The organism is Microbacterium sp. KSW4-4, assembly GCF_023091185.1.
In the GTDB taxonomy this organism is placed as follows: Bacteria; Actinomycetota; Actinomycetes; order Actinomycetales; family Microbacteriaceae; genus Microbacterium; species Microbacterium paraoxydans.
The window spans coordinates 688,358-714,498 of the sequence record NZ_JAHWXJ010000002.1; the positions used below are offsets into that span (position 1 = coordinate 688,358).

Consider the following 26,141-nt stretch of genomic DNA (forward strand, 5'->3'; position numbering starts at 1 on the left):
TGACACTCTCTGGCGGCCCCCTCGAACGCCGGTCGATGAGCGACGAGGCTTTCGTGCGCCTGCAGGATGCGATCATCAGCGGCGAACTCCAGCCCGGCGAGCGCCTGCGCGACTACGAGCTCGCCGAACGCCTCGGCACCTCGAAGACGCCGATCCGCCATGCCCTCGACCGCCTGGCCGACAACGGCCTCGTCGAGATGCAGCGCAACCGATACACCCGCGTGGCCCCGATCGATCTGGAACGGGTGCGCAACGCCGTCGACCTGTTCGGCGACATCTGGATCGGCTCGGTTCGTCACGTCATGCCGGTGATCCAGGACGACGATGTGGCCTATCTCGTGGAGCTGGCCGACGACATGGCGGCGTCGGTGCAGGCGCGGGACATCATCGCGTTCGGCGCGGCGCTCCGCAGCGCGGCGACGGGTTTCGCCCGGATCGAGGGCAACGCCACGCGCGCCAACTCCATCGAGCGCCTCGGCCCGCAGATCCGCCGGTTCACCCAGCACGCGAAGGACGCCGTGGACTGGTCCGCGGTCGAGGAGTTCGTCGGCGCGATCCGCGAGGCGACGTCGGAGCGCGACGCGGTCAAGACCCGTGCGGTGCTGGTGACCTTCTTCGACGAGACGCTCCCGGCGATCATCGATCGGGCCGAGCAGTCGGGACTGGCCGAGATCTCGGAGTGATCCTGCGCTGACGAACGAGGGCGACCGCACACCGCGGTCGCCCTCGTCGCGTTCCGGGGCTACGGCGTGAGGCGATGGACGTCGCGCGGGAACAGCGTCACCTCGCGGACGTTGGCCGCCTCGACCAGTCGGCCCACCCAGCGCTCCAGTCCGATCGCGAAGCCGCCGTGCGGAGGCATCCCGTGCGCGAACGCCTCCAGGTAGCCGGCGTACGTCGAGGGCGATTCGCCCCGCGCCTCGATCGCGGCGACGACCTCGCTGTGTCGATGCAGCCGCTGTCCGCCGGTCACGAGCTCCAGACCCCGGAACAGGAGGTCGAAGCTGTTGCTCCACTCCGTGTCGTCGGGCTGCGGGTGCGTGTAGAACGGACGCTTGCGCATCGGATACCCCTCGACGGCCAGCACGTCGCTGCCGAACTCCTCCTTCGCCCACGCCCCGAGCGCCCGCTCGTGCGCCGGGGAGAGGTCGGGCTCGTCGGCCGGAGCCCCGACCCGGCGCAGCGCGTCGCGGAAGTGCACGACGGGGATGTCCTCGGGGATGACGGGGAGCGTCACGTCGAGCAGCGCGAGCTCTTCCGCTGCGTCGGCGCGGATGCCGTCGACCATGCCTCGCAGCACGTGGCCGAGGAGTCGCAGGACGTCGCGGTGGTCGCGGATGAACCCGAGCTCGACGTCCAGCGACACGTACTCCGACAGATGCCGCACGGTGTCGTGGGGCTCGGCCCGGAAGACCGGCCCCACCTCGTAGACGCGTTCGAACACGCCGACGAGCTGCTGCTTGTAGAACTGCGGGCTCTGCGCGAGGTACCCGGTCCTCCCGAAGTAGTCCACGGGGAACACGTTCGCCCCCGACTCGGTCACGGTGTCGACGATCTTCGGGGTCTGCACCTCGGTGAAGTCCGCAGCGTCGAGCACCCGGCGGAACGCCCGCGCGCTCGCCGCGGCGATCTGCCAGGTGGCGCGGCGTGCGGGGTGGCGCCAGGTCACCGCCGCGTGGTCGAGCAGAGTCGGCAGGCTCGTCTCGAGCGTCGGGCGCCACAGCTCAACGACCGGCGGTGCAGCCGGCTCCGACAGGCTCTCGATCTGCGGGTCGACGATCTCGACGCCGCCGGGGGCCTGCGGGTTCGCGGCGACGGTCCCCGTCACGCGGACCACCGTCTCCTCCGGAGGGAGGCCGTCCGTCGGAAGCTCGGCGGCACGGACGACGACCTGGGCGAGGCCCGAACGGTCGCGGATGATCAGGAACGCGACGGTGGCGAGTTCCCTCCGTCGATGGACGTGACCGAGCAGCATGACACGGCGGCCGGGGGCGGCCTCGGCGAGCTCCGCGGCGAGAGTGCGGGCGGGGTCGGGTGATCTCATTTCTCCTCCAGGTTGTGGGAGCCCTGGAGGTGTGGGCGGGGGCCAGATCGCGGTGCCACCACACCTTCGCCGGTGAGAAGCCGGCCTCTCGTCGGTACGCCGGACGCGCGGGGACCGCCTGCACGGAGGCCGGGGGTCGTCACGCCCCGGCGGTCGCCGCGTCCAGTCTAGGGGCGTTCTCGGCAGATCCACAGAATCGCTCGGGCACCGTCTCGTACCCTGGATTATCCAAGGGGAGTACTCCGACACGGTCGGGTCGTCATTACGGATGCGTCTGCATCCCGGCCCACCGGTCCCGCTCGGCGGGATGGGGAAGACTTTGGCGCTGTTCCGTCACGCCCGAGTCTGGAGTACCCGTTGGAAATCACCCCTTTGATCTGGGTCATCACGATCGCGGTCACCATCGCGTTTTTCGTGTACGAGTTCTTCGCGCACGTCCGCAAGCCGCACGAGCCGAGCATCGGCGAATCCGCGCGCTGGTCGATCTTCTACATCAGCCTCGCGCTGCTCTTCGGCGTGGGCATCGGCATGGTGTCCGGCTGGACCTACGGCGGCGAGTACTTCGCCGGCTACCTCACCGAGAAGGCGCTGTCGATCGACAACCTCTTCGTGTTCCTCATCGTGATGACGGGCTTCGCGGTGCCGAAGATCTATCAGCAGAAGGTGCTGATGATCGGCATCGTGATCGCGCTGATCCTCCGCGGCGTCTTCATCGCCGTCGGTGCGACCCTCATCGAGAACTTCTCCTGGATCTTCTACGTCTTCGGCGCGCTGCTGCTCTTCCTCGCGTACCGCCAGGCCTTCAGCAGCCACGAGAGCAACCCCGCGAACGGCCGCTTCATGACGTTCGTCCGTCGCCACCTCCCCGTCAGCGAGGAGTACAACGGCGACAAGCTCACGGTCGTCCAGAAGGGCAAGCGCTACGTCACGCCGATGCTGCTGACGATCATCGCGATCGGCTTCATCGACCTCGTCTTCGCCGTCGACTCCATCCCCGCCATCTACGGCCTCACCGACCAGGCGTACATCGTCTTCACCGCGAACGCGTTCGCCCTGATGGGTCTGCGCCAGCTGTACTTCCTCATCGGCGGGCTGCTGGAGCGCCTGGTGTACCTGGCTCAGGGCCTCGCCGTCATCCTCGCGTTCATCGGCGTGAAGCTCGTGCTGCACGCCCTGCACGTCAACGAGGTGCCGTTCATCAACGGCGGTGAGCCGATGCTGTGGGCGCCCGAGATCCCGATCTGGTTCTCGCTGCTCTTCATCGCCGCGACCATCGCGGTCGCCACCGTCGCGAGCCTGATGAAGACGCGCCGGCACCGCAACGCCGTCTCGTCCTCGACCGATTCCACCCCCACCATCGACAAGGAGCACTCTTGAGCGCGCAGCGCTGTTCTGACTCTTCGGACTCTGACAGTACGAGCACCCGGTTCATCCCGGGTGCTCACCCCGCCACCGAGGAGGTCGCCCGCTGATGGGCGATCTGCTCTGGAACATCGCCCTCGTCCTGCTCTTCGTGCTGATCGGCGGTGTCTTCGCTGCGACGGAGATGGCCCTGGTCACGCTGCGTGAGAGCCAGCTCAACGCGATCGCCGCTCGCGGCCGTCGCGGAGCGAAGGTCGCCGCCCTGGCCCGCAATCCCAACACTTTCCTCTCGGCGGTGCAGATCGGCGTGACCGTGGCGGGCTTCGCGTCCGCCGCCTACGGAGCGACCTCGATCGCGCCGTCCGTCGCGCCGCTGCTGGAGGGCTGGGGTGTCGCGCCTCCGCTCGCGATGACGCTCGCCACGATCGTGCTGACGCTGATCATCGCGTACCTGTCGCTCGTGCTCGGCGAGCTCGTGCCGAAGAGGCTGGCGATCCAGCGCAACGCGCAGTTCGCGTACGCGGTCGCGCCGGCCCTGAACGGCTTCGCGACCGTCATGCGCCCGGTGATCTGGCTGCTGTCGGTCTCGACGAACGCGCTCGTCCGCGTGCTCGGCGGCGACCCGCACAAGACGAGCGACGAGCTCACCGACGAGGAGGTGCGCGACATCGTGGCGACCCACCAGGGCCTGCCCGACGACGAGCGCCGCATCCTCGACGACGTGCTCTCGCTGCGGGGACGCCAGGTGAGCGAGGTCATGCGCCCGCGACCGGAGGTCGTGGCGCTCGACGAGGCTGCCACGGTCGGGTCGGCGATGGAGCAGGTCCGCGAGCTGCCCTTCTCCCGGTACCCCGTGTCCCAGACGTCGATCGACGACATCACCGGCTTCGTGCACGTGCGTGACCTCTTCGAGGCTGCCGCGGATGACCCGGAGCGCCCGCTGCAGGGGCTCGTCCGCGACATCCCGTACATCCCGTCCACGGCGGGGGTGTTGCCCACCCTCACCCGGATGCGGGCCGAGGGACACCACATCGCCGTCGTCGTGGACGAGTACGGGGGCACCGACGGTCTCGTGACTCTGGAGGACCTCGTGGAGGAGGTCGTCGGCGAGATCTTCGACGAGTACGACGCCGAGGTCTTCCTCTCCGCCGACGACGGACTGGACGGGCGCCTCAACCTGCAGGACTTCGAGGAGGCGACGGGGCTCGCGATGCCTCGGGGGTCTTCGGACACGATCGCCGGATTCGTCACCGAGCAGCTCGGCCGTCTCGCCGTGGTCGGCGACACCGTCGAGGTGCCGGGCGCGACCATCCAGGTGGTGGAGATCGATCGCCGCCGCATCGCACGCGTGCGCGTCTCGATGCTCACCGATCCGGGTGCCGAGCGGGGCGTCGAAGACTGACGGACCGCCGGGTGGCGGGGCGCGTCAGTCGCGCGCTCCGCTGCCCAGCGCGCGAAGCCCATCGCTGAGGACCTCGGTCAGGAGCTGGGCGTAGCGGCCGTCCGGATCGAGGTCGGGGTCGAACACGGTGATGCTCGCCCCGATCGCCTGCGGGGCGAGGGCGCGCAGGAGTGCGGTGAGCTCCGCGGCACCGAGGCCGCCCGGGTCCGGGCTGTCGACGGCGGGCATCACCGAGGGGTCGAGCACGTCGACGTCGAGCTGCAGCCAGTAGCGACCGTCGGCGGCCGCGGCGGTCTCGGCAGCGACCGCGTCGGCTCCTCGTGCCAGGACGTCGGCCGCCGGCGTGACGCGCGCGAGGAGGCCGCGGACCTCCGCCTGCTCCTCGTCGTCGGCGCGATGCCCGATGTGGGCCGTGCGGGCGGGGGAGAAGTACGGCGCGAGTCCGTCGATGTCGGCGATCGCCGGCCAATGCACGCCGACGGCGCCCGCCAGCGCTTCGCCGGCCACGCTCGCGCACTCGTCGCTGTTGCCCGGGTGGCGGAAGTCGGTGTGCCCGTCAATGTGCACGAGGCCCGCGCCTCCACGGCGCTTCACGGCGATCCCGGCGCCGATGAGGATGCCGCAGTCGCCGCCGATCACGAGCGGGGCGCGGCCCTCGTCGAGGACCTCCCCGATGCGCGCCGCCAGGCGGAGGGAGTGGTCGACGAAAGCGGCCTCGTTGCGTACTCGCCCCGCGGGCCGTGTCGCGTCGTCGTCCACGTAGCGTCCGGCGAGCACGATGCCGCCGTCGCTCGCGCCCTGATCGGTGAAACGCCGGAACAGCCCCGCCTCCCGGAACGCCTCCGGCGCCTTCGCGGAGCCGGGCACGCTGCCGGGCTCCGGTGGGCGCAGACCGAGGTTGCTGGGGGCCGACAGCAGAGTGATCATGCGCTCATCCTGCCCCCGGCGTCCGACATCGCCTCGGCTCAGCGGATGGCGTAGACGGCGCTCCCCACGATCACCGCGATGACGGTAGTCCAGCCGATGATCGCGACGGCCTGCCACACGAGGATGCGCCCCTTGCCGATGCCGGACGCGGCGAGCATGGTAGCGGTGAAGTGCGTCGGCAGCAGCAGCGGTCCCAGCAGGCTCACCCCGGGGACGCCGTAGCGCTCGAACGCGCGCTGGAACTTCTCGCGGCGCGCGGAGCCGCGTCCGGTCTCCACCGGGACGCCGTCGGCCTCCAGGCTCGTGCCGCCGCCCACCGTCACCGGCCGCTTCGCCCGCGAGCGGTCCACGATGGCCCGACGGGCGCCCGCGCTGGCGAGCACCAGGATCGCGACGCAGAGGAAGTTGCCGACCATCGCGGCGATGGCCGCGACCACGGGCGGGATGCCGCCGAGGATGCCGATGCTCGCGGCACCCTCGCCTTCGACGAACGGCACCGCTCCAGCGAGGGCGACGATGAGGGGCTGGACGAGGTCGGGGACCTGGGCGACGAGGTTTTGGAAGGTCTCGATGAGGTTCATGGGGGAAGCTCCGGGTGTCGGTGCAGACGGTCTCTCCGTCGCGATGATCCCAGTCCAGTCGATGGCGCCCCGCGGTGGCAGTGCCGCCGCGTCACCGCTCTCCGTGCGGTTCGCCCCGGATCCCGTGACATGTGTCACGCCTCTATCGTGGGGAGCGTGAGCAGTCCTTCCCCCGCTTTCCCCGATCCCGGTCCCGGTGCCCGCCAGCTCGCGCGGGGCATCACCGCCACCTGGTGGTACACGGTCGGCGGGGTGATCTTCATCGAGCTCATGCTGGTGGCCGCCTGGCTGGGCATCGCCGTGGCACTGGATCGCTCGGGCGTCGCGCTGCTCGTCGTGGGGGTCGGCGGGGTGCTCTGGGCGGCGTCGACCGTCCTGCTGCTGGTCGACTACCGTCATCGCGTCGACGCCGGCCCCGGGGTGGGTTGGGTGCGGTTGGCCGTGCCGACCGTCGTCGCCCTGATCTACGGCGGCGCGGCGGGGGCTCTGGTCGGCAGCTGGCAGCTCGCCGCGATGCCCGTGGTGCAGGTCTTCGTGCTGGTGAGCTGGCCCCGCGGGATCCGGGTGCGTGTGGCCGTGGCGGCGACGGTCGCGCTCGTCGCTCTCGCGCTGCTCGACTCGACCACCCCCCTCGGTTCCGGGGTCCCGGCGTGGGTGCCGGTGCTCTACGGAGTCATGCTCCCCGGGATGACCGTGAGCTCGCTGTGGTGGTGGGACGTGCTCGTGGCCCTGGACCGGGCGCGCGCCTCGGAGGCGCGACTGGCGGCGACGCAGGAGCGCCTGCGCGTGGCGACCGACGTGCACGACCTCCAGGGGCATCATCTCCAGGTGATCGCTTTGCAGCTCGAACTGGCGGAGCGCTTGCTGCCCACCGATCCGCAGGCGGGGATGGAGCAGCTCCGCGCCGCCAGGGCGAGCGTCGACGACGCGCGGCAGGGCACCAGAGACCTCGCCACGCGATTCCGCTCGGTGCCCCTCGGCGACGAGCTGGCGAACGCCCGGGATCTGCTCACGGCCGCAGGGCTCATCGTGGAGGCGCGGATCCACCCGGATGCGGACGCGGCACCCGCGGCCGACCTCGGTCCGGTGATCCGGGAGACGACCACGAACGTCCTGCGACACGGACGCGGTGGTCACGCGCGCCTGATCCTCGACCGGACGGCGGACGCCTGGCGGTACGAGGTCGCCAACGACGCGGCACCCGCGGCCGAGGACGGGGCGGTCGGCTCCGGGCTCGAGGGTATCCGCCGGCGGATCGGCGAGGCGGGCGGCACGTTCGAGCAGCGGCGCGATGCCGACGAGTTCGTCGTGACGGTCACCGTGCCCGCGGGGGCGGAGATCGTCCGATGATCCGGGTGCTGCTCGCCGACGACGAGGGCATGATCCGCTCCGCGCTCGCCGCCCTGCTGCGTCTCGAGGCAGACATCGACGTCGTCGCGGAGTGCGCGGACGGCGAGGAGGCCGTCGCCGCCGCCGTCCGGCTCGAACCCGACGTGTGCCTGCTCGATCTGGAGATGCCCGGACTCGACGGCGTGCAGGTCGCGGAGAGGCTCAACCGCACGATCGCGACCCGCTGCATCGTCGTCACCCGGCACGCGCGTCCCGGGGTGCTCCGGCGGGCGCTCGCCTCCGGCGTCTCCGGGTTCGTGCCCAAGTCGCGAGGTGCGGACGAGCTCGCCGCGATCATCCGCCGCGTCGCGGCCGGCGCCCGGTACGTCGATCCGGAGATCGCGGCGGATGCGCTGAGCGACGAGCGGTCGCCGCTCACCGATCGGGAGCTGGACGTGCTCCGGGCCGGGCGTCGAGGGGAGACCACAGGACAGATCGCGCGGGCGCTCGCGCTGGCGCCGGGGACGGTGCGCAACCACATCTCCGTCATCCTCGGGAAGCTCTCGGTGAGCACCCGTCAGCAGGCCGTGCTCGTCGCTGAGGAGCGCGGCTGGATCTGACCGTCGTCACGCGTCCGTTCCGAGGGTCGCGGCCTGCGAGAATGGAGGCGCCGAGTCCCGAGCCGAGGAGCACACGTGCCGTTCATCTCCACCCGCGGCGGTATGCAGCCGCAGTCGTTCAGCGAGACGCTGCTGGAGGGCCTGGCGCCCGACGGTGGCCTGGCCGTCCCCGACGTCATGCCCGAGGTCGACGGCGAGACGCTCGAGCGCTGGCGTGCCCTGACCTATCCGCAGCTCGCGACCGAGGTGCTCGGCCTCTTCGCGACCGACATCCCGCGGGAGGACCTCGCCCGGATGACGGCGGCGGCGTACGCGGACTTCCCGGACGGCGTCGTCCCGCTGCGTCGCGTGGACGACGACCTCACGCTGGTCGGACTCTCCGAGGGCCCCACGCTGGCGTTCAAGGACATGGCCATGCAGTTCCTCGGGCAGGTGCTGGAGTACACGCTCGAGCGCCAGGGCTCGGTCCTCAACATCCTCGGCGCGACCTCGGGTGACACCGGCTCGGCCGCGGAGCACGCCCTGCGCGGCAAGGAGCGTGTCGCGGTGTTCATGCTCTCGCCGCAGGGCCGGATGAGCGCGTTCCAGCGGGCGCAGATGTTCTCGCTCGACGATGCGAACGTGCACAACATCGCGGTGGAGGGCGTCTTCGACGACTGCCAGAACCTCGTGAAGAAGCTCGCCGGCGACCTCGACTTCAAGCGTGCTCAGCACCTGGGCGCAGTGAACTCGATCAACCTCGCCCGCATCACCGCGCAGACGGTCTACTACTTCTGGGCGTGGCTGCGCGCGACCGACGCCGGCGGCTGGGCGGAGGTGTCGTTCACCGTCCCCTCCGGGAACTTCGGCAACATCCTCTCCGGATTCTTCGCGAAGCAGATGGGACTGCCGATCCGGCGCCTCGTCCTGGCCGCGAACGAGAACAACGTGCTCGACGAGTTCTTCCGCACGGGGGTGTATCGCCCCCGCAGCGCCGCCCAGACGCTGGCGACCTCGAGCCCGTCGATGGACATCTCGAAGGCCTCGAACCTCGAGCGCTTCATCTTCGAGCTCGTCGACCGCGATCCGGCGCGAGTGGTCGGCGCGTGGGACGACCTGGAGGCCCAGGGCTTCTTCGACTTCTCGGCCGAGCAGGCGCGCTTCGCGGAGGAGTTCGGCATCGTGAGCGGCACCTCGACGCACGAAGATCGGCTCGCGACCATCCGCGACGTGTACGAGGCCTCCGGCGAGGTGATCGACCCGCACACCGCCGACGGCGTGAAGGTCGCGCGGGAGTATGTCGAGCCCGGAGTGCCGATGCTGGTGCTGGAGACGGCCAAGCCCGAGAAGTTCGCCGAGACGATCCACGAGGCCATCGGGGTCGAGCTGGCGTACGCCCCCGAGCTGCGCGCCATGCTCGACGCCCCCCAGCACGTGACCGAGATGCCCGACGACGAGCACGCTCTCCGTGCTTTCATCGAGGAGAACGCCCTCCACTGACCCGCGAGACCCCGCTTTCGCGCCGAAACCCCCTGTCCCGGACGCCGGAGACAGGGGGTTTCGACGTGAACCCGAGGTCTCGGCGACAAGAGAGGGAAATGCGGGGGGTGGGCAGTGTGCACAGAGGGAAGGGGGATTGAGGCGGAGTGCACATGTCGGGGCGGAGAGGGGGTGAGTACCGTGGCGGGCAACCCGTATCCTCCTCCCGAAGGACTCCCCATGGCACGCACGGCGCACGCAGACGACTTCGCGCTCTCCCGAGTGACTCCAGAGGCCCGCAAGCCCTGGTTCGGAATCGCCGTCCAGCGATTCGGACAGGTCTCCGCCCTCTCGCAGTTCCTCCTCGGCGCGACCCTCGGTTACAGCATGACCTTCGGCGAGGCCGTCCTCGCCTTCCTGTTCGGCTCGCTCATCCTCGAGGTGATCATGTGCGTGGTCGGCTTCATCGGCCAGCGCGAGGGCCTGAACACCGCGCTCCTCGCCCGCTGGACGGGCTTCGGCGAGATCGGCGCGTCGCTCGTCGGCCTCGCGATCGGCATCAGCCTCATCGGCTGGTTCGGCATCCAGTCCGCCATCTCGGCGCAGTCGCTCGACGCCCTCATGCCCGGTGCCCTGCCGGTCTGGGCGTGGAGCCTCATCTTCGGCCTCGCCGTCACCGCGATCGTCGCCTTCGGCTTCGTCGGGATGCAGTGGCTCGCGAACATCACCGTGCCGCTGTTCCTGATCCTCGTCGGCTGGTCCGTCATCTCCGAGCTCACCCGCCACGACATCGGCGAGCTGCTCACCGGCCCGGCGCCCGGCCCGACCATGAGCGTCTGGGCGGGCACCGGCATCGTCGCCGGCGGTCTCATCGTCGGCGCGATCATCACGGGCGACATGACCCGCTTCAACCGCTCGCGGGCCGACGTCGTCAAGCAGACCGTGCTCGGCGTCTCCCTCGGCGAGTTCGTGATCGGCCTCGCCGGCGTGCTTCTCGCCCACGCGGCGGCGACCGGCGACATCGTCGCGATCGTCACCTCGTCCGTCGGGTTCGTCGGCCTGTTCATCGTGCTGACCGGCACGCTGAAGATCAACGACTGGAACCTGTACTCCTCCACGCTCGGCCTGGTGAACTTCATCTCCACGGCCTTCGGCAAGAACCTGCACCGCGTCACCACCACGATCGTCCTCGGCGTCGTCGGATCGGTGCTGGCGGCCGTCGGCATCCTCGGACAGTTCACCGAGTTCCTCGTCGTGCTCAGCGTCGCGTTCCCGCCGATCGCCGGGATCATGGTCGCCGAGTACTACGTGGTGCGCCGCTGGCGTCCTGAGCTCGACGCGACCCGCGAGACCGGAACCCTGCCCGGCACCGCGCCCCGCATCGTCCCGGCCACGATCGTCGTCTGGCTGGTCTCCTCGCTGGTCGGCTACTTCGTGACCTGGGGCATCCCCTCGCTGCTCAGCCTCTTCCTGTCGATGGTGCTCTACATCGTCGCCGGCAAGCTCGGCTGGGTGCGCGGCGTCGGCGTCGCGACCACCCGACAGGCGAACCCCGTCGACAGCGCCCCCGCCGCGGTCTGAGCAGACCCGCCGGACACGAACCACCTCCACGAAAGCGAGCATCATGCACATCGGCATCGACGTCGGCGGCACCAACACCGACGCCGTCCTCATGGACGGCACCCGCACCCTGGCCGGGGTCAAGCATTCCACGACCCCGGACGTGACGAGCGGGATCGTCCAGGCCATCGAAGACCTCCGTGCGGGGCACTCCTTCGAGGGCGGCGACATCGACGCGGTGATGATCGGCACGACGCACTTCATCAACGCGCTCGTGCAGGCGAGCCGGCTCGCTCCGGTCGCGGCGCTCCGGCTGGGTCTGCCCGCGACGCGCGCGCTGCCGCCGCTGATCGACTGGCCGGAGGTTCTCGTCGCGGCCACCCAGGCGCGCAGCTACCTCGCGCACGGCGGCTACGAGTTCGACGGCCGCCCGATCTCGCCGCTCGACCCGGACGAGATCCGCGCGCACGCCGAGGACATGAAGGCGCACGGCATCCGCTCGGTCGCCATCTCGTCGGTGTTCAGCCCGGTCAACCACGACCTCGAAGTGCGGGCGGCCGAGATCGTCGCCTCGGTGCTGGGGGAGGACGCCGCCATCTCGCTGTCGCACGAGATCGGCCGCATCGGACTGCTGGAGCGCGAGAACGCGACGATCATCAACGCCGCCCTCCGTGAGCTCGCGTCGGAGATCGTCGACGGGCTCACCTCGGCGGTCCGCGCGCAGGGCATCGAGGCGCCGATCTTCCTCAGCCAGAACGACGGCACGCTCATGGACGAGGACTACGTGCGCCGGTACCCGGTCGCGACCTTCGCCTCCGGCCCCACCAACTCGATGCGCGGGGCGGCGGCCACCAGCGGCCTCGTCGACTGCGCCGTCATCGACGTGGGCGGCACCACGGCCGACATCGGCCTGCTCATCAACGGCTTCCCCCGGGAGACGGCGAACGAGGTGAAGGTCGCCGGCATCCGCACGAACTTCCGCATGCCGGACGTGCTCTCCCTCGGCATCGGCGGTGGCAGCATCGTCGACGAGGAGACGGCCGAGGTGGGCCCGGCCTCGGTCGGCTACCGGCTGACGACGGAGGCGCTGGTCTTCGGCGGCTCGACCCTCACGGCCACCGACATCGCGGTCGCCGCCGGTCGTGCGCAGGTGGGGGACCCCGCCAAGGTCGCGCACCTCGACCCCGCGTTCGTGGAGCGCGTGCTCGCCCGCATCGCGGAGCGCGTCGCGGAGGCGGTGGACCGGATGCGCACGTCGCCCGAGCCCATCGCGGTCGTGGCCGTGGGCGGCGGGTCCATCCTGCTGCCCGACGAGCTGCCCCTGTTCGGCACCGTGCATCGGCCGGAGAACTACGCGGTCGCCAACGCCATCGGCGCCTCGATCGCGCAGGTCGGTGGCGAGATCGACAAGGTCTACGCGATCGAGCCCGGCCGTCGCGATGAGACGATCGCCGAGGTGCGCGCGGAGGCCGTCGACAAGGCCATCGCGGCCGGTGCCAAGCCCGCGACCGTGTCGATCATCGACTTCGACGAGGTCCCCATCCCGTATCTTCCCGGCAACGCCACGCGCATCCGCGTGAAGGCCGTCGGCGACCTCGACATGGGGGCCTGACATGAGCACGACGATCACCGCCGCCGACATCGACGGTCTCGCCCGCGGTGCGGCCGTGCTCGGCACCGGCGGGGGCGGCGACCCGTACATCGGCGCCCTCCTCGCCCGCCAGGCCCTCGCCTCGGGAGACGTCACGGTCGTGGCGCTCGACGAGGTGCCGGACGACGCCCTCGTGCTGTTCGTCGCGATGATGGGCGCGCCCACCGTCATGGTGGAGAAGCTGCCGAGCCTCGCGGAGGTCATCGAGCCGGTCAAGGCGCTCGGCATCCATCTCGGCCGCCCGGTCACGCACATCGCCTGCGCCGAGGTCGGCGGCGTGAACTCGACGATCCCGATCGCCGCCGCCGCAGCGCTCGGGCTGCCCCTCGTCGACGCGGACGGCATGGGACGCGCATTCCCCGAACTGCAGATGGTGCTCCCGACGCTGTACGGCGTGACGGCCTCGCCGCTCGCCTTCAGCGACGAGAAGGGGAACACGGGCGTGCTGCAGACCGCCGACAACTCCTGGACCGAGCGCATCGCGCGCGTCGCGTGCGTCGAGATGGGCTGCTCCGTCATGATCTCCGGCTTCTCGATGTCGGGTGCCGCCGCACGCCAGTCGCTGGTGGCCGGGTCGCTGTCCCGGTGCATCGACATCGGTCAGCGGATCGCGGAGGCCCGTGAGGCGAAGACCGACCCGGTCGCCGCTGTCGTGGAGCTCCTCGGCGGTCGCGAGCTGTTCGGTGGCAAGGTCGCCGACGTGAACCGGGCCACGACGACCGGCTTCGCCCGTGGCCGGGCACGGATCGACGGAGACGGGGGCACCTCGCTCACGTTGCAGTTCCAGAACGAGCACCTCGTCGCGGAGGCGGACAGGCAGGTGCTGGCGACCACCCCCGACCTCATCATGGTCCTCGACGGCGAGTCGGGGGAGCCCGTCACGACCGAGGGGCTGCGCTACGGCCAGCGCGTCCGCGTGATCGCCGCTCCCGCTGACGAGCGTTGGCACTCGGACGCGGCTCTCGCGATGGTCGGCCCCGGGTACTTCGGCTACGACATCCCGGCGCACCGGTTCGACGGCACGGTCTCCGCCGGAGACGCCGCGGCAGGGGCCGCCGCATGAGCTGGGAGCTGACCGCGGCGGACCTGCCCGACCTCGCTCGCGGCGCGACGCTGCTCGGCACCGGCGGCGGGGGCGACCCCTACATCGGCAAGATGCTGGTCGAGCGGGTGCTCGGCGCCGGAGCGATCACGATCCTCGATCCGGACGACCTCGCCGACGACCTCTTCGTCATCCCGACCGCGCAGATGGGGGCGCCGACCGTGATGGTCGAGAAGATCCCCGCCGGCACCGAGCCCACGCTCGCGCTGCGCACCCTGGAGGATCACCTGGGACGCCGGGCCGATGCCACCATGCCGATCGAGTGCGGGGGGATCAACTCGATGATCCCGCTCATCGTCGCCGCGGAGACCGGTCTTCCGGTCGTCGACGCGGACGGCATGGGCCGGGCCTTCCCCGAGCTGTCGATGGAGACCTTCGCGGTCTACGGCGTGCACGGCTCGCCGCTCGCCCTCGCCGGAGAGCGCGGGGAGCGCGTCGTCATCGACACCGGGGACGACGATCGTCAGATGGAGTGGCTCGCCCGCGGTATAACGATCCGGCTGGGTGGCGTCGGTCACATCGCCGAGTACGCCATGAGCGGGGCCGACGTGCGGCGCACGGCGGTGCCGCGCACCATCTCGATGGCCCTCGCCCTGGGCCGGGCGATCCGCCTCGCCAGGGAGGAGCACCGCTCGCCGTTCGAGGCGATCGCCGCGACGCTCGCGACCACGCTCTACCCGCATGTGCGCGAGCTCTGCGTCGGGAAGGTGGTGGATGTCGAACGACGGACCACCGAGGGTTTCGCGAAGGGGCGGGCGGTCATCGCTCCGCTCGGCGCCGCGGAGGGCGACACGTTCGAGATCGCGTTCCAGAACGAGAACCTCACCGCGCGGCGGGGTGGACGGCTCGTCGCGATCGTTCCCGATCTCATCTGCGTCGTCGATCACGAGACCGCCGAACCCATCACCACGGAGGGACTCCGCTACGGTCAGCGCGTCCGGGTGCTCGGCATCTCGACGCCGGCGATGATGCGCACCCCCGAGGCGCTGGCCGCCTTCGGGCCCTCCGCCTTCGGCCTGACCGAGGAGTTCGCTCCCGTCGAGGGGATGGCCGCGTCCTAGGCTGGATCCCATGAGGCTGGAGCGGGACGACCTGGAGGCGCTCGCCCGCGGGTACGCCCTGCTCGGCTCCGGCGGCGGCGGGTCCACGACGATGCTCGAACTCATCCTCGGCACCACCGCGCCCTGGCCCCTCGACATCGCGCCGGTGGACGCGCTGGACCCCGCCACGCCCTGTCTCGGCGTGGCCTTCGTCGGGTCGACGATGCTGCTCGGCGAGCGGATGCCCGGTGCCGCGCCCTTCGCCCCGCTGCTGCGGGCGGTGGAGAGATGGCTCGGGCATCCCGTCCCGGCGGTGTGCTCGCTCGAGGGCGGAGGGATGAACGGCCTCGCGCCGCTCACCCTGGCCGGATCGCACACCGTGGTGGACGCCGACTGCACGGGGCGTGCGGTGCCGGGGCTCGATCAGATGTCGCTGTTCGTCGACCGCGTGCCGGGACTGGTCTTCGCGTGCGAGACCGGGGCTGACGGGGTGGCGCTCGTGGAGGCGACGAGGGCGATCGATGCGGAGCGCGTGGTGCGTTCGGCCATCGTCCAGGCCGGAGGCGTCGGCTGCGCCGTGCTCGCCGGGTTCACCGTCGGCGACCTGCGCGAGCACGCCATCGCCGACCACCTCGCCCGCGCGCTCGCCCTCGGCCGCAGCTTCCTGGCGCACCGGGCGGCACCGCTGCCGGTCCTCGCCGACGTGCTCGGCGGGACGCTGCTCGCCGAGGGTCGCATCGTGGCCGGTGCGTCCTCCGGCACCGATCCGCACGTGAACGCGGTCGAGATCGCCGGACTCGGCGGAGCGGTGCACCGGATCGTCACCCGTTCCGAGACCCTCGCGGTGCTCACCGACGGCCTGCTGGTGGCCGCGGCGCCCGAGATCATCGTCCTCCTGGACGCCGTGTCGCGCGAGATCCTCGAGGTCACCGAACTCGCACCGGGGCGCACCGTGGCGGCCCTGGTCCTTCCCGCCCCCGAGTGGTGGAACGCCCGCCCCGAGCGTCGGGCGCGGGTGGTGCCTTCCGCCTACGGCCTCGTCGATCTGGACGCGGCGTGAGCGGGGCGCTGGCGCTGCCGGCACTGCTGGCCCAGGAGGAGAACGGTGCTCTCCGCCACGTCGCAGGCCCTCGGGATGTGGCGTGGGATGCGGTGGTGGTGGAAGCCGGCGAGTCCGACCTGCCCGACGAGGGCACCGGCCGGCTCGCGATCCTCACCGCCGGGGCGCCGATCGCCACCTGGCAGCAGGACGCGATGCTGCGCCGGGTCCGCGACCGCGGGTTCACCGGACTCGCGCTCCCCGGCGCCGCCGGCGTCGACCCCGGGGCGCTCCGCCTCGCGGACCGGATCGGTCTCGCTCTCCTCGACGTCGAGAGGCCGGTCCAGCTCGCCCGCGCCTGCTGGATGCTCATCGAGGCCAGGGACGCCCTCACGCTCACGCGGGTGCGCAAGGTCGCGCAGTCCTTCGAGTACGCCGCCGACGACCTCGGCGACCTGCTCGGACACCTCGCGGCGAACCTCGGTCTCGGCGTCGCCCTCGTCGACGCCGCGGGAGTGCTCCGTGAGGCCGGCGGACACCTGGATGCCGCGCTGCATGCGGCGATCCGCTTCGATGCGTGGAGCGACAGTGCCAGGGCGGGGGAGGGCGCGGCCGCCTCGGTGCGGGTGGACAGCCCCGGCCGGTCCGGTCTGCGTCTCGTCCTGTTCGGCCACGGCTTCGGAGAGGCGCAGCTGCGGTCGCTCCTGGTCGCCGCGGAGGTCGCCATGCCCGCGGTGGCCGCCCGCATCCTCATCGACGAGATCGCGGCCGTCAACGACGTCGCCGCGTCGTCGGGGCTGCTGCGGGACTTCGTCGAGCTCCGTGGAGCCGCCGACGCCGACGTGGAACGGCGCATGGCGGAGCGGGGGTGGCGCACCGGCGGGCATCACCTCGGCTTCCGCATGGTGGCGCGCAGCCGGGTGGAGCCGCTCGCACTCCTCCGTGCGATCAGGCCCGGGCTCAGCGCGATCGACGCTGAGGCGCACGCGACGACGGCGGGTCGGGGCCTCAGCGGCTGGCTCTCGTTCGCCGAGGCCCCGGGGCCCGACCGCATCGAGCGGGCCGTGACGGCACTGCGCGACCTTCACCTCGCGGCACTGCGCGACTTCGCGGTGGCGACCGGGGTGGGCTCGGCGCAGACCGGGCCGGAAGGACTGGCGGCGACGCTGGACGAAGCAGGCGACGCCGCACGGATCGCTGCGGCCCGGTCGGCGACCGGATGGTTCGTCCGCGTCGACAGCCTCGGGCTCGAGCAACTCCTGCTCGCCTGGACCGGCAACGACACCTTCGTCCCGGCCGCGCAGTCGCTGCTCGCCCCTCTGGCCGAGGGGAGCGGCGAGCTGCTCAGGACTCTGTCGGCGTACCTCGACCACGAGTCCGGCATCGCGGCCACCGCGGCCGCACTCGGGCTGCACCGCAACACGGTCGCCGTGCGGATCCGACGGGTCCAGGAACTCCTCGGGATCGACATGAGCGACCCCGAGGCGCGGCTGGCACTGCATCTCGCGTGCCGCGCGGTGCTGCCGCGCTAAGTCCGGCGCTCACGGCCCGGTGATCACTCCGGGTCGCCGTGCAGCATCCAAGCGATCCCGAAGCGGTCGACGAGCATGCCGAACGTCCCGCCCCACGGCGGCACATCGAGCGGCATCGTGATCGTGGCGCCCTCGGAGAGCCGGTCCCACACCTGTCGGGTGGCCTCCTGGGTGTTGCCGCTCAGCGACACGGAGACGCCCTGCGGCTTCTCGTAGGTCATGCCCGCCGGGGTGTCGGAGGCCATGAGCACCAGCCCGTCGGGGGTCGTGAGCTGCGCATGCATCACGAGATCCTTCTGGCTCGGATCCTGCACCATGTCGGGGAAGTCGCCGAAGACCGTGATGTCGAGATCCCCGCCGAGGACTCGCCGGTAGAACTCCATGGCCTCGCGGGCCTCGGTGCGGAAGGACAGGTAGGGATTGAGGTTCGCCATGCGTGCTCCTGGTCGCTCGACTGCTGGAAGACCCCCGCCCCTCCTCAGTCTGCGCGCGCCGGCACCGCCTCGGCAAGCCATTCTGCGAACGTCTGCGTCCCGCGCACGGCATCCGGTCCCGGCAGCGCCTTCCCCGCCCGCATCCCCGCCATCTGCGGACCGGGTACGTTCAGCGCCGGGATCCAGCCGCGGTACCCGATGCGTCGCGCGTACGCCCGCACCATGTCGGCGAGCTGCTCTTCGCGCGGGCCGGCGAGATCAGGCACGCGACCCCGCGCGTCCCCGGTCGCGAGCGTGACGAGCTGTTCCGCGACCTCGCGGGCCGCCACCGGCTGCGTGCGCGCACGCGGGGCGAGATGCAGCGGCCCCGCCTTCGCGCGCGCGAACATCTGCGCGGCGAACTCGTGGAACTGGGTGGCGCGGAGGATCGTCGAGGGGACGGCGGACGCGGAGACCAGCTTCTCCTGGGCCACTTTGCCCGCGTAGTAGTCGTAGGGGATCCGGTCGATGCCGACGATGGAGAGCAGGACGACGTGTCCCACCCCGGCGTCCGCGGCGGCGGTGAGGAGGTTCCCGGTGGCGGCCGTGAAGAACTCGATCGCCGTGCTCGCCTTCAGGGTCTCGACGCTCACGACATCGATCACGGTATCGGCTCCGGTCAGCGCCGCCTCCAGCCCGCGCCCGCTGACCAGGTCGACGCCGTGCGAACGACTGAGCACGACGGCCTCATGACCGGCGCTCCGGACGGCCTCCACGGTGGGCGTGCCGACGACGCCGGTCCCTCCTGCGACGACGATCCTCATGCGTCGATCCTCACTCCCGATCCAGCCCGAAAGTGCGCTTCACGAGCGCCTGCACATCACGGTCGAGACCGTCGATGCGGGCGTTGACGCCGTCGATGCGCGTGCCGACCGCGTCGAACCGGGTGTTGACCGCGTCGAAGCGCGCGGTCATCTCGTTGCGCAGGCCGCCGAGCTGACCGGTCATCTCGTTGCGCAGGCCGCCGATCTCGCTGCGCAGGACGCGGATGAACAGCGTCGAGAAGACCGTCAGCATGCCCATCATCAGCGCCGTGAACGCGCCGATCATGGTCCAGACCTGTGCACCGTCCATGGTTTCCATCCCCTCATCGTGGCACCGGATCCTTCAGCCTGCCAGCATCCTGGCGGACGCCACGCCCGGCGACTCGCGCTCTGTGGAGACACCGGGAATCGCGGGGATCGGGGAGGAAGGGCCGGGAGAGGATCCCTCCTCACCCGGCCCTCGGTCAGTCGCCCTTCACGTTGACGAGCTGGCGCAGCGTGTGCCGGATCCGCACCAGGCTCGCCGCATCCTCCATCACACGATCGATGGGCTTGTAGGCCTGGGGGATCTCATCGATGAAGGCGTCGGTGTCCCGGAACTCGATTCCGGCCATCGCCTCCCGCAGCTGCGCGTGCGTGAACGTCTTCCGCGCCGCGGACCGCGAGTACTCCCGCCCGGCTCCGTGCGGCGAGGAGTTCAGCGACAGGGGATCGCCGAGTCCCTCCACCACGTACGATGCCGTGCCCATCGACCCGGGGATGAGTCCGGGCCGACCCGCGTCCGCCTGGATCGCGCCCTTGCGGGACACCCAGACGCGCTTTCCGAAGTGCATCTCCGACTCCGTGAAGTTGTGATGGCAGTTGATCCGCTCCTCCTCCTCGACCGGGGCGCCGAGGAACTCGGAGAGCTGCCGGATGACGCGGTCCATCATCTCCTCGCGGTTCAGCAGCGCGAAGTGCTGTGCCCACCGGAGCTCGCGGATGTAGCGCGTGAACTCCGGCGTGCCCTCGACGAGGTAGGCCAGATCGGGGTCGGGCAGGTCGATCCACCATTGCTTCGCCAGCCGCTGCGCGACCGCGATGTGGTGCCCGGCGATCCTGTTGCCCACGCCACGGGACCCGGAATGCAGGAACAGCCAGACCCGGTCGAGCTCGTCCACCGACACCTCGATGAAATGGTTCCCCGAGCCGAGCGTGCCGAGCTGGAGCCGCCAGTTCTTCGCGTAGCCCTCGGGGTCGAACTCGGCCGCACGTGCTCGCTCCTCCAGCTCGGCGATGCGCGGTGCGGCCGTCGCCACGACCTTGTTGTTGTAGCGCCCGGCGGACAGCGGGATCGCGCGCTCGATCTGCTCCCGGAGCCCGGCGAGGTCGCGCCCGTCGAGGTCGTCCTTCGTGAACGGCGTGCGGACGGCGATCATGCCGCAGCCGATGTCGACGCCGACGGCCGCGGGGATGATCGCGCCGAGCGTCGGGATGACAGACCCGACGGTCGCGCCCTTGCCGAGGTGCGCATCCGGCATCAGCGCCAGGTGCGGGTGGATGAACGGCATGCGTGAGGTGGTGCGGGCCTGATCGAGGGTCTTCTCATCGATCAGGGACGCCCACGACAGCAGCCGCGCGGAGAGCCTCTCCATGATTCCTTTCCTTGTGGTGGTGTCCGGCCACAGGTCAGGGAGTCTTCCGACGGAAAACGCCCCGGACCTGACGGTGCGGGGCGTTGCGAGAGCGGATGCTGTCACACGGCGCGCGCCGGAGGGTACGACTCGTCGCGGTCATTGCACTTCGGCTGAAGCGGCAATGCCACGTTCTGGGGAAGATTCCGCGGGGCGGTCATCCGTCGTCTCCTCGGCTGGTGTGCGGCGCCGGTCGGCACAGCCTTGCCACCCTAGGCGGCGACACGCCCGGGCGTCAAGCGTCCTTCGGCGGGTTGTACATGAACTCGAGCCGGATGCCGTCGGCATCCTCGACGAAGGAGGCGTAGTACCGCTCGCTGTACCGCGGATACTCCTTCGGCTCGCGCACCGCGGTCCAGCCGGCGTCGAGAGCGAGGTCGTGGAGTCGGTCGACCTCGGCGCGCGACGGCACCGCGAAGGCCATGTGCTGCCAGCCGACGCGGCCGTGGCGGTGAGGGGTGGAGTCGTCGTCCCACGTGTAGAGGATGATCTCGGTCTCGTCGCCGGTGTGCCAGGAGATCGAGTGATCGTCCTCCCCACCGAGCTCGTAGCCGAGCGCGGTGAGCACGGGATGGAACTGCGCGCGTCCGCGCTCGAGGTCGGCGACGGTGATGCCCAGGTGATCGAGGAGAGCCATGCGCCCAGTCTGTCAGCGCAGCGGTCGCCTGTCAGTGCGGAGCGTGGTATTCGGCTTCGCCGCGCTTCCAGTAGCCCTTCACGACGGCGTTCGCGCTGTCCACGCCCCAGCGTGCGAGCAGGGCACGGCCGGGCTTCACGATGGACTGCTCGGCGGCGATGAAGACGAACGGGTCGTCTCCCACGACATCTTCCGCGGTCAGCGCGTCGAGGAAGGCGATCAGCGCGGAGCCGGCCGGCGCCTCGCCGCGGTGCAGCCACTCGACCGGCACCGGAGCGTCGATCTCGACCTCGCGACCTGCCGACACCGTCTCGATGACGATGCGTGCGGGGGCGCCCTCGGGGATGAGGGCGGCGAAGCGGCGGATCGCGGGGATGGCGGTCTCGTCGCCGACGAGGAGCCAGGATCCCGGCTCGCCGGTGAGGACGGCGGCGCCGCGTGGCCCGCCGACGCCGATGGTCGACCCGAGCGGGGCGTTCGCGGCCCACGGGGCGGCCACGCCCTGATCGCCGTGCACGGCGAACTCCACGTCGAGCCAGTCGTCACCCCAGGCGAGGGGCGTGTACTCGCGGCTCGGGGAGGCCCGCAGCTCCTCCACCGAGTCCACCGGGCCGCTCGGGAAGAAGAGCCGCATGTGGTCGTCGGAGCCAGGGGAGTCGAAGCCGACGAGGTCGGGCCCGGACAGGCGGACGCGCACGAAATCCGGAGCGAGCCATTCGCGGGCGCTCAGCGTGACGTTGCGGAAGCGCAGCTCGAGGCCGCGACGCTCGATCGAGAAACCGGATTTCGTATCGCTCATAAAGTAAGGCTAACCTAAAAACCGACGTGGTCGGCTCGCCCGCCCGTCGGACCGGCGCCCCACGAGGGCGCGCACATCCCCGCAGAACAGGAGTCTCTCCATGTCCGTGCCCAGAACCCTCACCGCCACGAGCGTCGCTCTCGTCGGCCTGCTCGCCCTCTCCGGCTGCGCGTCCGGCGGCGAAGCCGAACCCGAAGAGACGACGGCGGGATCGGGGACCGTGACCATCGAGGACAACACCGGCACGCACGAGATCACCACGCCGCCGGCCTCGGTCGTCGCTCTGGACAACCGGACCTTCCAGACCCTCTCCGACTGGGGCATCGAGCTCTCCGCCGGTGCGGTCTCGCTCATGCCGGAGACCGTCTCCTACGTGAAGGACGAGGACGTCGTCGACATCGGCCTGCACACGGAACCCGATCTCGAGGCCATCGTGGCGGCCGACCCCGACCTCATCATCAGCGGGCAGCGGTTCACGCAGCACAACGAGGCCATCGCGGAGCTCGTCCCTGACGCCACGATCATCGACCTGGAGCCGCGGGACGGCGAGCCGTTCGACGAGGAGCTCAAGCGGCAGACCACCGCCCTGGGCGAGATCTTCGGCAAGCAGGACGAGGCCCAGAAGCTCGTCGAGGAGTTCGACGCTGCTGTGGACCGCGCGAAGGCGGCCTACGACGACGCCGACACCGTCATGGCGGTGAACACCTCGGGCGGACAGATCGGCTACCTCGCTCCGACCGTCGGACGCTCGCTGGGACCGATCTACGACATGCTCGGCCTCACGCCGGCACTGCAGGTCGACGACGCGACCGACGACCACCAGGGCGACGAGATCTCGGTCGAGGCGATCGCCGCCTCGAACCCCGACTGGATCCTCGTGCTCGACCGCGATGCCGTGTTCGCCGCGGAGACGCCGGACTACGTGCAGGCAGCGGAGATCATCGAGAGCTCCGAGGCGCTCGCCGGCGTGACCGCCGTGAAGGACGACCAGATCGTCTACATGCCCACGGACACCTACCTCAACGAGAGCATCCAGACGTACACGACGTTCCTCAACGACCTCGCCGACGCGCTCGAGAAGAGCGCCGACAAGTAAGGGCTGTGCGGCGGCGTCCCGGCCGGGGCGCCGCCGCCGGCATCCCCCATGACCTCTCCTCTCCTCACATCGACACCGCGATCGTCCGCACGGCTGTTCGATCCGAAGCTGCTCGTCGGCATCCTCGTCGTGGCGGTGCTTCTGGCGATCTCGCTCTTCACGGGTGTGTACGACATCGCCGGCGCGGACGACGGCGCGCAGATGTTCCAGATCACCCGCGTCCCCCGGACCATCGCGCTCGTGCTCGCCGGCGCGGCCATGGCGATGGCCGGCCTCGTGATGCAGCTCCTCACGCAGAACCGCTTCGTCGAGCCGACCACCACCGGGACGACGGAATGGGCAGGGCTCGGGCTCCTCATCGTGATGGTGCTCGTACCGCAGCCCTCCCTTCCGCTGCGCATGGCCGGGGCCGTGCTCGCCGCGTTCGTCGGCACGATGGTGTTCTTCGCGTTCCTCCGCCGGGTCGCGTTGAAGTCGTCGCTGATCGTGCCCATCGTCGGCATCATGCTGGGTGCGGTGGTCGGCGCGATCACGACCTACTTCGCCCTCGTCACGAACTCGCTGCAGATCATCGGCGTCTGGTTCGCGGGCAGTTTCACGTCGGTCATGCGCGGCCAGTATGAGATGCTGTGGATCGTCGCGATCATCGGCGTCATCGTCTTCCTCGTGGCCGACCGGCTGACCATCGCCGGGCTGGGGGAGGAGATCGCCACCAACGTCGGGGTGAACTACAACCGGATGATCCTGCTCGGCACCGCGCTGATCGCGGTGACGACCGGCGTGGTGACCGTCGTCGTCGGCAACCTCCCCTTCCTGGGGCTCATCGTCCCCAATATCGTCTCGATGGTCCGCGGTGACGACCTGCGCAGCAACCTGCCGTGGGTGTGCCTGCTCGGCATCGCCATCGTCACGGTCTGCGACATCATCGGGAGGACGATCATCATGCCGTTCGAGGTGCCGGTGTCGCTGATCCTCGGTGTCGTCGGCGCGGTCGTGTTCGTGCTCCTCCTCCTTCGGCAGCGTCGTCGTGGCTGAAGCGACGATGACGGCGACCGAGGCCCCCCGGACGACGCGGTCGGCCGGGGCGTTCACGACCCCACGGGCGCGCCGCCGCTACATCGTCGTGCTGGTGGTGCTCGGCGTGATCGCCCTCGGTTCCGCCTTCGGTCTCCTCGCCTGGGACAACCCGCTCCCCGTCGGCACCCCCGGCTTCTGGCGCATCGCGCAGCACCGCGCGACCGCCGTGGTCGTGATGGCGCTCGTCGCCGTCGCCCAGGCCGTCGCCACGGTGAGCTTCCAGACGGTCACGAACAACCGGATCATCACTCCCTCGATCATGGGCTTCGAGTCGTTGTACCGCGTCGTCCAGACCACGACCGTGTACCTCTTCGGGGTCGCGGGGCTGGTGGCGATCCAGGGCGTCGGCCAGTTCGCCCTCCAGGTGCTCATCATGGTCGGGCTCGCCGTCGTCCTCTACGGGTGGCTGCTGTCCGGGCGATACGGCAACCTCCAGATCATGCTGCTCGTGGGCATCGTGATCGGGGGAGGCCTCGGGGCGATCGCCACCTTCATGCAGCGGCTGCTCACCCCCAGCGAGTTCGATGTGCTCGCCGCCCGGCTGTTCGGCAACGTCTCCAACGCCGACCCCTCGTACCTCCCGCTCGCGGTCCCGCTCGTGATCGCGGCGTCCGCCCTGCTGTGGCTGCGGTCCCGGCGGTTGAACGTGCTCGCGCTCGGTCCCGATGCCGCGCGATCGCTGGGGCTCGACCACCGCAGGGAGCAGTTCCTCGTCCTGACGCTCGTCGCGGTGCTGATGGCCACCTCCACCGCCCTGGTCGGACCGATGACCTTCCTGGGCTTCCTCGTGGCGACGCTCGCCTACCAGTTCGCCGACACGCACGACCATCGGCTGATCTTCCCGGTCGCCGTCCTCACCGCGTTCTCGATCCTGGCGGGGGCGTACTTCGTCATGAAGAACGTCTTCTACGCGCAGGGCATGGTGTCGATCCTCATCGAGATCGTGGGTGGCACCGTGTTCCTCATCGTCATCCTCCGAAAGGGCAGACTGTGATCGCACTCGACGGCGTCCGCCGTGACTACAGCAGCGAGGTGGCGATCGGCCCCGTCGACCTCCGTATCCCGACCGGCGGCATCACCGCCCTCATCGGGCCGAACGGTGCGGGCAAGTCGACGCTCCTGACCATGATCGGCCGGCTGAACGGGATGGACGCCGGAGCCATCGAGATCGCCGGGCTCGACGTCGCCTCCACGAAGTCGAAGGATCTGGCCAAGGTGGTCTCGATCCTCCGTCAGGAGAACCACTTCGTGACCAGGCTCACCGTGCGCCAGCTCGTGGGCTTCGGCCGCTTCCCGCACTCCCAGGGGCGGTTGACGAGGGCCGACGAGGAGGTCATCAGCCAGGCCATCGACTTCCTCGATCTGGGGACGCTCGAGGGGCGCTACCTCGACGAGCTCTCCGGAGGACAGCGGCAGCGGGCCTACGTGGCCATGGTCCTCGCGCAGGACACGGAGTTCGTGCTGCTGGACGAGCCCCTCAACAACCTCGACATGCGGCACGCCGTGCAGATGATGAAGCACCTGCGGCGGGCGGCGGAGGAGCTCGGGCGCACGATCGTCATCGTGCTGCACGACATCAACTTCGCCGGGCACTACGCCGACCACATCTGCGCCATGAAGGACGGCCGGGTGGTGGAGTTCGGCCCGCCGGCGGAGATCATGACGGACGACGTGCTGAGCCGCGTGTTCGACACCCCGGTACAGGTCGTGGACGGGCCCTCGGGCCCCCTCGCCGTCTACTACTGACGGACGTCAGAGCTCGACGCCGTGGTCCTCGTCGTTCACGCCCGCGTTGTGACCGCGGCGGGACTCGTAGCCGAGGAACCAGCCGAACCACACGATCGCGGCGAGCAGCACGCCCAGCCAGACGTTCTGGAAGATGAGGCCGAGGACGACACCGGCGATCAGCAGGCCGACCGTGACGAAGATGCGCAGGGCGGTACGGGACATGCGCTCAGCATACGTCGGTCGCTGC

General features: G+C 70.5%; 26 protein-coding genes. 16 read left to right on the plus strand and 10 right to left on the minus strand.

Features of this window, described 5'->3' with window-relative positions; translation table 11 throughout:
* Positions 1–35 precede the first annotated feature (35 nt).
* Entirely contained in the window at positions 36–683 is a 648-nt protein-coding gene (locus KZC57_RS12860; protein ID WP_060921379.1) for a GntR family transcriptional regulator, read from the plus strand.
* 59 nt (positions 684–742) lie between these two features.
* Here KZC57_RS12860 and aspS read toward each other — a convergent pair whose 3' ends face one another.
* Entirely contained in the window at positions 743–2,044 is a 1,302-nt protein-coding gene (aspS, locus tag KZC57_RS12865; protein WP_144880639.1) for an aspartate--tRNA(Asn) ligase, read from the minus strand.
* 357 nt (positions 2,045–2,401) lie between these two features.
* Here aspS and KZC57_RS12870 point away from each other — a divergent pair, with 357 nt between their 5' ends.
* Complete coding sequence (locus tag KZC57_RS12870) at positions 2,402–3,421, plus strand: TerC family protein (RefSeq protein ID WP_060921381.1); 1,020 nt, start codon at positions 2,402–2,404, stop codon at positions 3,419–3,421.
* Between the two features lie 94 nt (positions 3,422–3,515).
* Entirely contained in the window at positions 3,516–4,808 is a 1,293-nt protein-coding gene (locus tag KZC57_RS12875) for a hemolysin family protein (protein WP_144880640.1), read from the plus strand.
* Between the two features lie 24 nt (positions 4,809–4,832).
* Here KZC57_RS12875 and KZC57_RS12880 read toward each other — a convergent pair whose 3' ends face one another.
* Positions 4,833–5,735 (minus strand): arginase family protein, encoded by a 903-nt coding sequence (locus KZC57_RS12880; protein ID WP_247641926.1) that lies wholly within the window; start codon positions 5,733–5,735, stop codon positions 4,833–4,835.
* 38 nt (positions 5,736–5,773) lie between these two features.
* Positions 5,774–6,316 (minus strand): small multidrug efflux protein, encoded by a 543-nt coding sequence (locus KZC57_RS12885; protein ID WP_217584109.1) that lies wholly within the window; start codon positions 6,314–6,316, stop codon positions 5,774–5,776.
* Between the two features lie 156 nt (positions 6,317–6,472).
* Here KZC57_RS12885 and KZC57_RS12890 point away from each other — a divergent pair, with 156 nt between their 5' ends.
* The 9 genes from KZC57_RS12890 to KZC57_RS12930 all read left to right on the plus strand — a co-directional run bounded on the left by KZC57_RS12890 (position 6,473) and on the right by KZC57_RS12930 (position 17,647).
* Entirely contained in the window at positions 6,473–7,666 is a 1,194-nt protein-coding gene (locus KZC57_RS12890) for a histidine kinase (RefSeq protein WP_247641927.1), read from the plus strand.
* Positions 7,663–8,265, plus strand: a complete 603-nt coding sequence (locus KZC57_RS12895) for a response regulator transcription factor (RefSeq protein WP_025104505.1) — start codon at positions 7,663–7,665, stop codon at positions 8,263–8,265. Before KZC57_RS12890 ends, KZC57_RS12895 begins: the two co-directional genes overlap by 4 nt.
* Positions 8,266–8,340: 75 nt before the next feature.
* Complete coding sequence (thrC, locus tag KZC57_RS12900; protein WP_126894359.1) at positions 8,341–9,744, plus strand: threonine synthase; 1,404 nt, start codon at positions 8,341–8,343, stop codon at positions 9,742–9,744.
* 219 nt (positions 9,745–9,963) lie between these two features.
* Positions 9,964–11,304, plus strand: a complete 1,341-nt coding sequence (locus KZC57_RS12905) for a cytosine permease (protein ID WP_060921385.1) — start codon at positions 9,964–9,966, stop codon at positions 11,302–11,304.
* Between the two features lie 43 nt (positions 11,305–11,347).
* On the plus strand, positions 11,348–12,895 hold the full coding sequence (locus tag KZC57_RS12910; protein ID WP_105949272.1) for a hydantoinase/oxoprolinase N-terminal domain-containing protein: 1,548 nt from the start codon (positions 11,348–11,350) through the stop codon (positions 12,893–12,895).
* Between the two features lies 1 nt (position 12,896).
* Positions 12,897–13,997 (plus strand): DUF917 domain-containing protein, encoded by a 1,101-nt coding sequence (locus tag KZC57_RS12915; protein ID WP_105949273.1) that lies wholly within the window; start codon positions 12,897–12,899, stop codon positions 13,995–13,997.
* On the plus strand, positions 13,994–15,097 hold the full coding sequence (locus KZC57_RS12920) for a DUF917 domain-containing protein (protein ID WP_060921388.1): 1,104 nt from the start codon (positions 13,994–13,996) through the stop codon (positions 15,095–15,097). The genes KZC57_RS12915 and KZC57_RS12920 overlap by 4 nt, the downstream gene beginning before the upstream one ends.
* 10 nt (positions 15,098–15,107) lie before the next feature.
* Positions 15,108–16,136 (plus strand): DUF917 family protein, encoded by a 1,029-nt coding sequence (locus tag KZC57_RS12925; RefSeq protein WP_060921389.1) that lies wholly within the window; start codon positions 15,108–15,110, stop codon positions 16,134–16,136.
* Complete coding sequence (locus KZC57_RS12930; RefSeq protein ID WP_144880649.1) at positions 16,133–17,647, plus strand: helix-turn-helix domain-containing protein; 1,515 nt, start codon at positions 16,133–16,135, stop codon at positions 17,645–17,647. The genes KZC57_RS12925 and KZC57_RS12930 overlap by 4 nt, the downstream gene beginning before the upstream one ends.
* A 23-nt stretch (positions 17,648–17,670) precedes the next feature.
* Here KZC57_RS12930 and KZC57_RS12935 read toward each other — a convergent pair whose 3' ends face one another.
* From KZC57_RS12935 to KZC57_RS12960, 6 genes are all read right to left on the minus strand, one after another.
* The gene (locus tag KZC57_RS12935) at positions 17,671–18,081 is read right to left on the minus strand and encodes a VOC family protein (protein WP_247641928.1); all 411 of its coding nucleotides are present in this window, start codon (positions 18,079–18,081) and stop codon (positions 17,671–17,673) included.
* Positions 18,082–18,125: 44 nt separating this feature from the next.
* The gene (locus tag KZC57_RS12940; RefSeq protein ID WP_105949278.1) at positions 18,126–18,884 is read right to left on the minus strand and encodes an SDR family oxidoreductase; all 759 of its coding nucleotides are present in this window, start codon (positions 18,882–18,884) and stop codon (positions 18,126–18,128) included.
* 10 nt (positions 18,885–18,894) lie between these two features.
* Entirely contained in the window at positions 18,895–19,203 is a 309-nt protein-coding gene (locus KZC57_RS12945; RefSeq protein WP_105949279.1) for a hypothetical protein, read from the minus strand.
* 145 nt (positions 19,204–19,348) lie between these two features.
* Positions 19,349–20,518 (minus strand): RtcB family protein, encoded by a 1,170-nt coding sequence (locus tag KZC57_RS12950; RefSeq protein ID WP_247641929.1) that lies wholly within the window; start codon positions 20,516–20,518, stop codon positions 19,349–19,351.
* A 274-nt stretch (positions 20,519–20,792) separates the two neighbouring features.
* Complete coding sequence (locus KZC57_RS12955; protein WP_025104493.1) at positions 20,793–21,194, minus strand: VOC family protein; 402 nt, start codon at positions 21,192–21,194, stop codon at positions 20,793–20,795.
* Between the two features lie 31 nt (positions 21,195–21,225).
* Entirely contained in the window at positions 21,226–21,993 is a 768-nt protein-coding gene (locus KZC57_RS12960; protein ID WP_105949281.1) for a siderophore-interacting protein, read from the minus strand.
* Between the two features lie 100 nt (positions 21,994–22,093).
* On the opposite strand from KZC57_RS12960, the gene KZC57_RS12965 reads away from it, so the two are divergent.
* The 4 genes from KZC57_RS12965 to KZC57_RS12980 are packed head-to-tail and all read left to right on the plus strand — an operon-like array spanning position 22,094 to position 25,912.
* Positions 22,094–23,089, plus strand: a complete 996-nt coding sequence (locus KZC57_RS12965) for a siderophore ABC transporter substrate-binding protein (protein ID WP_105949282.1) — start codon at positions 22,094–22,096, stop codon at positions 23,087–23,089.
* A gap of 48 nt (positions 23,090–23,137) precedes the next feature.
* Complete coding sequence (locus KZC57_RS12970; RefSeq protein WP_060921397.1) at positions 23,138–24,124, plus strand: ABC transporter permease; 987 nt, start codon at positions 23,138–23,140, stop codon at positions 24,122–24,124.
* Positions 24,125–24,131: 7 nt separating this feature from the next.
* A complete protein-coding gene (locus KZC57_RS12975) occupies positions 24,132–25,160 on the plus strand; it encodes an iron chelate uptake ABC transporter family permease subunit (RefSeq protein WP_217584107.1) in 1,029 nt (342 codons plus the stop codon).
* On the plus strand, positions 25,157–25,912 hold the full coding sequence (locus tag KZC57_RS12980; protein WP_025104488.1) for an ABC transporter ATP-binding protein: 756 nt from the start codon (positions 25,157–25,159) through the stop codon (positions 25,910–25,912). Before KZC57_RS12975 ends, KZC57_RS12980 begins: the two co-directional genes overlap by 4 nt.
* A gap of 6 nt (positions 25,913–25,918) precedes the next feature.
* Here the strand turns inward: KZC57_RS12980 and KZC57_RS12985 are convergent, their stop codons facing one another.
* Positions 25,919–26,116 carry a hypothetical protein gene (locus KZC57_RS12985; RefSeq protein ID WP_025104487.1) on the minus strand — a complete coding sequence of 66 codons (198 nt, stop codon included), beginning with the start codon at positions 26,114–26,116 and terminating at the stop codon, positions 25,919–25,921.
* Between the last annotated feature and the right edge of the window lie 25 nt (positions 26,117–26,141).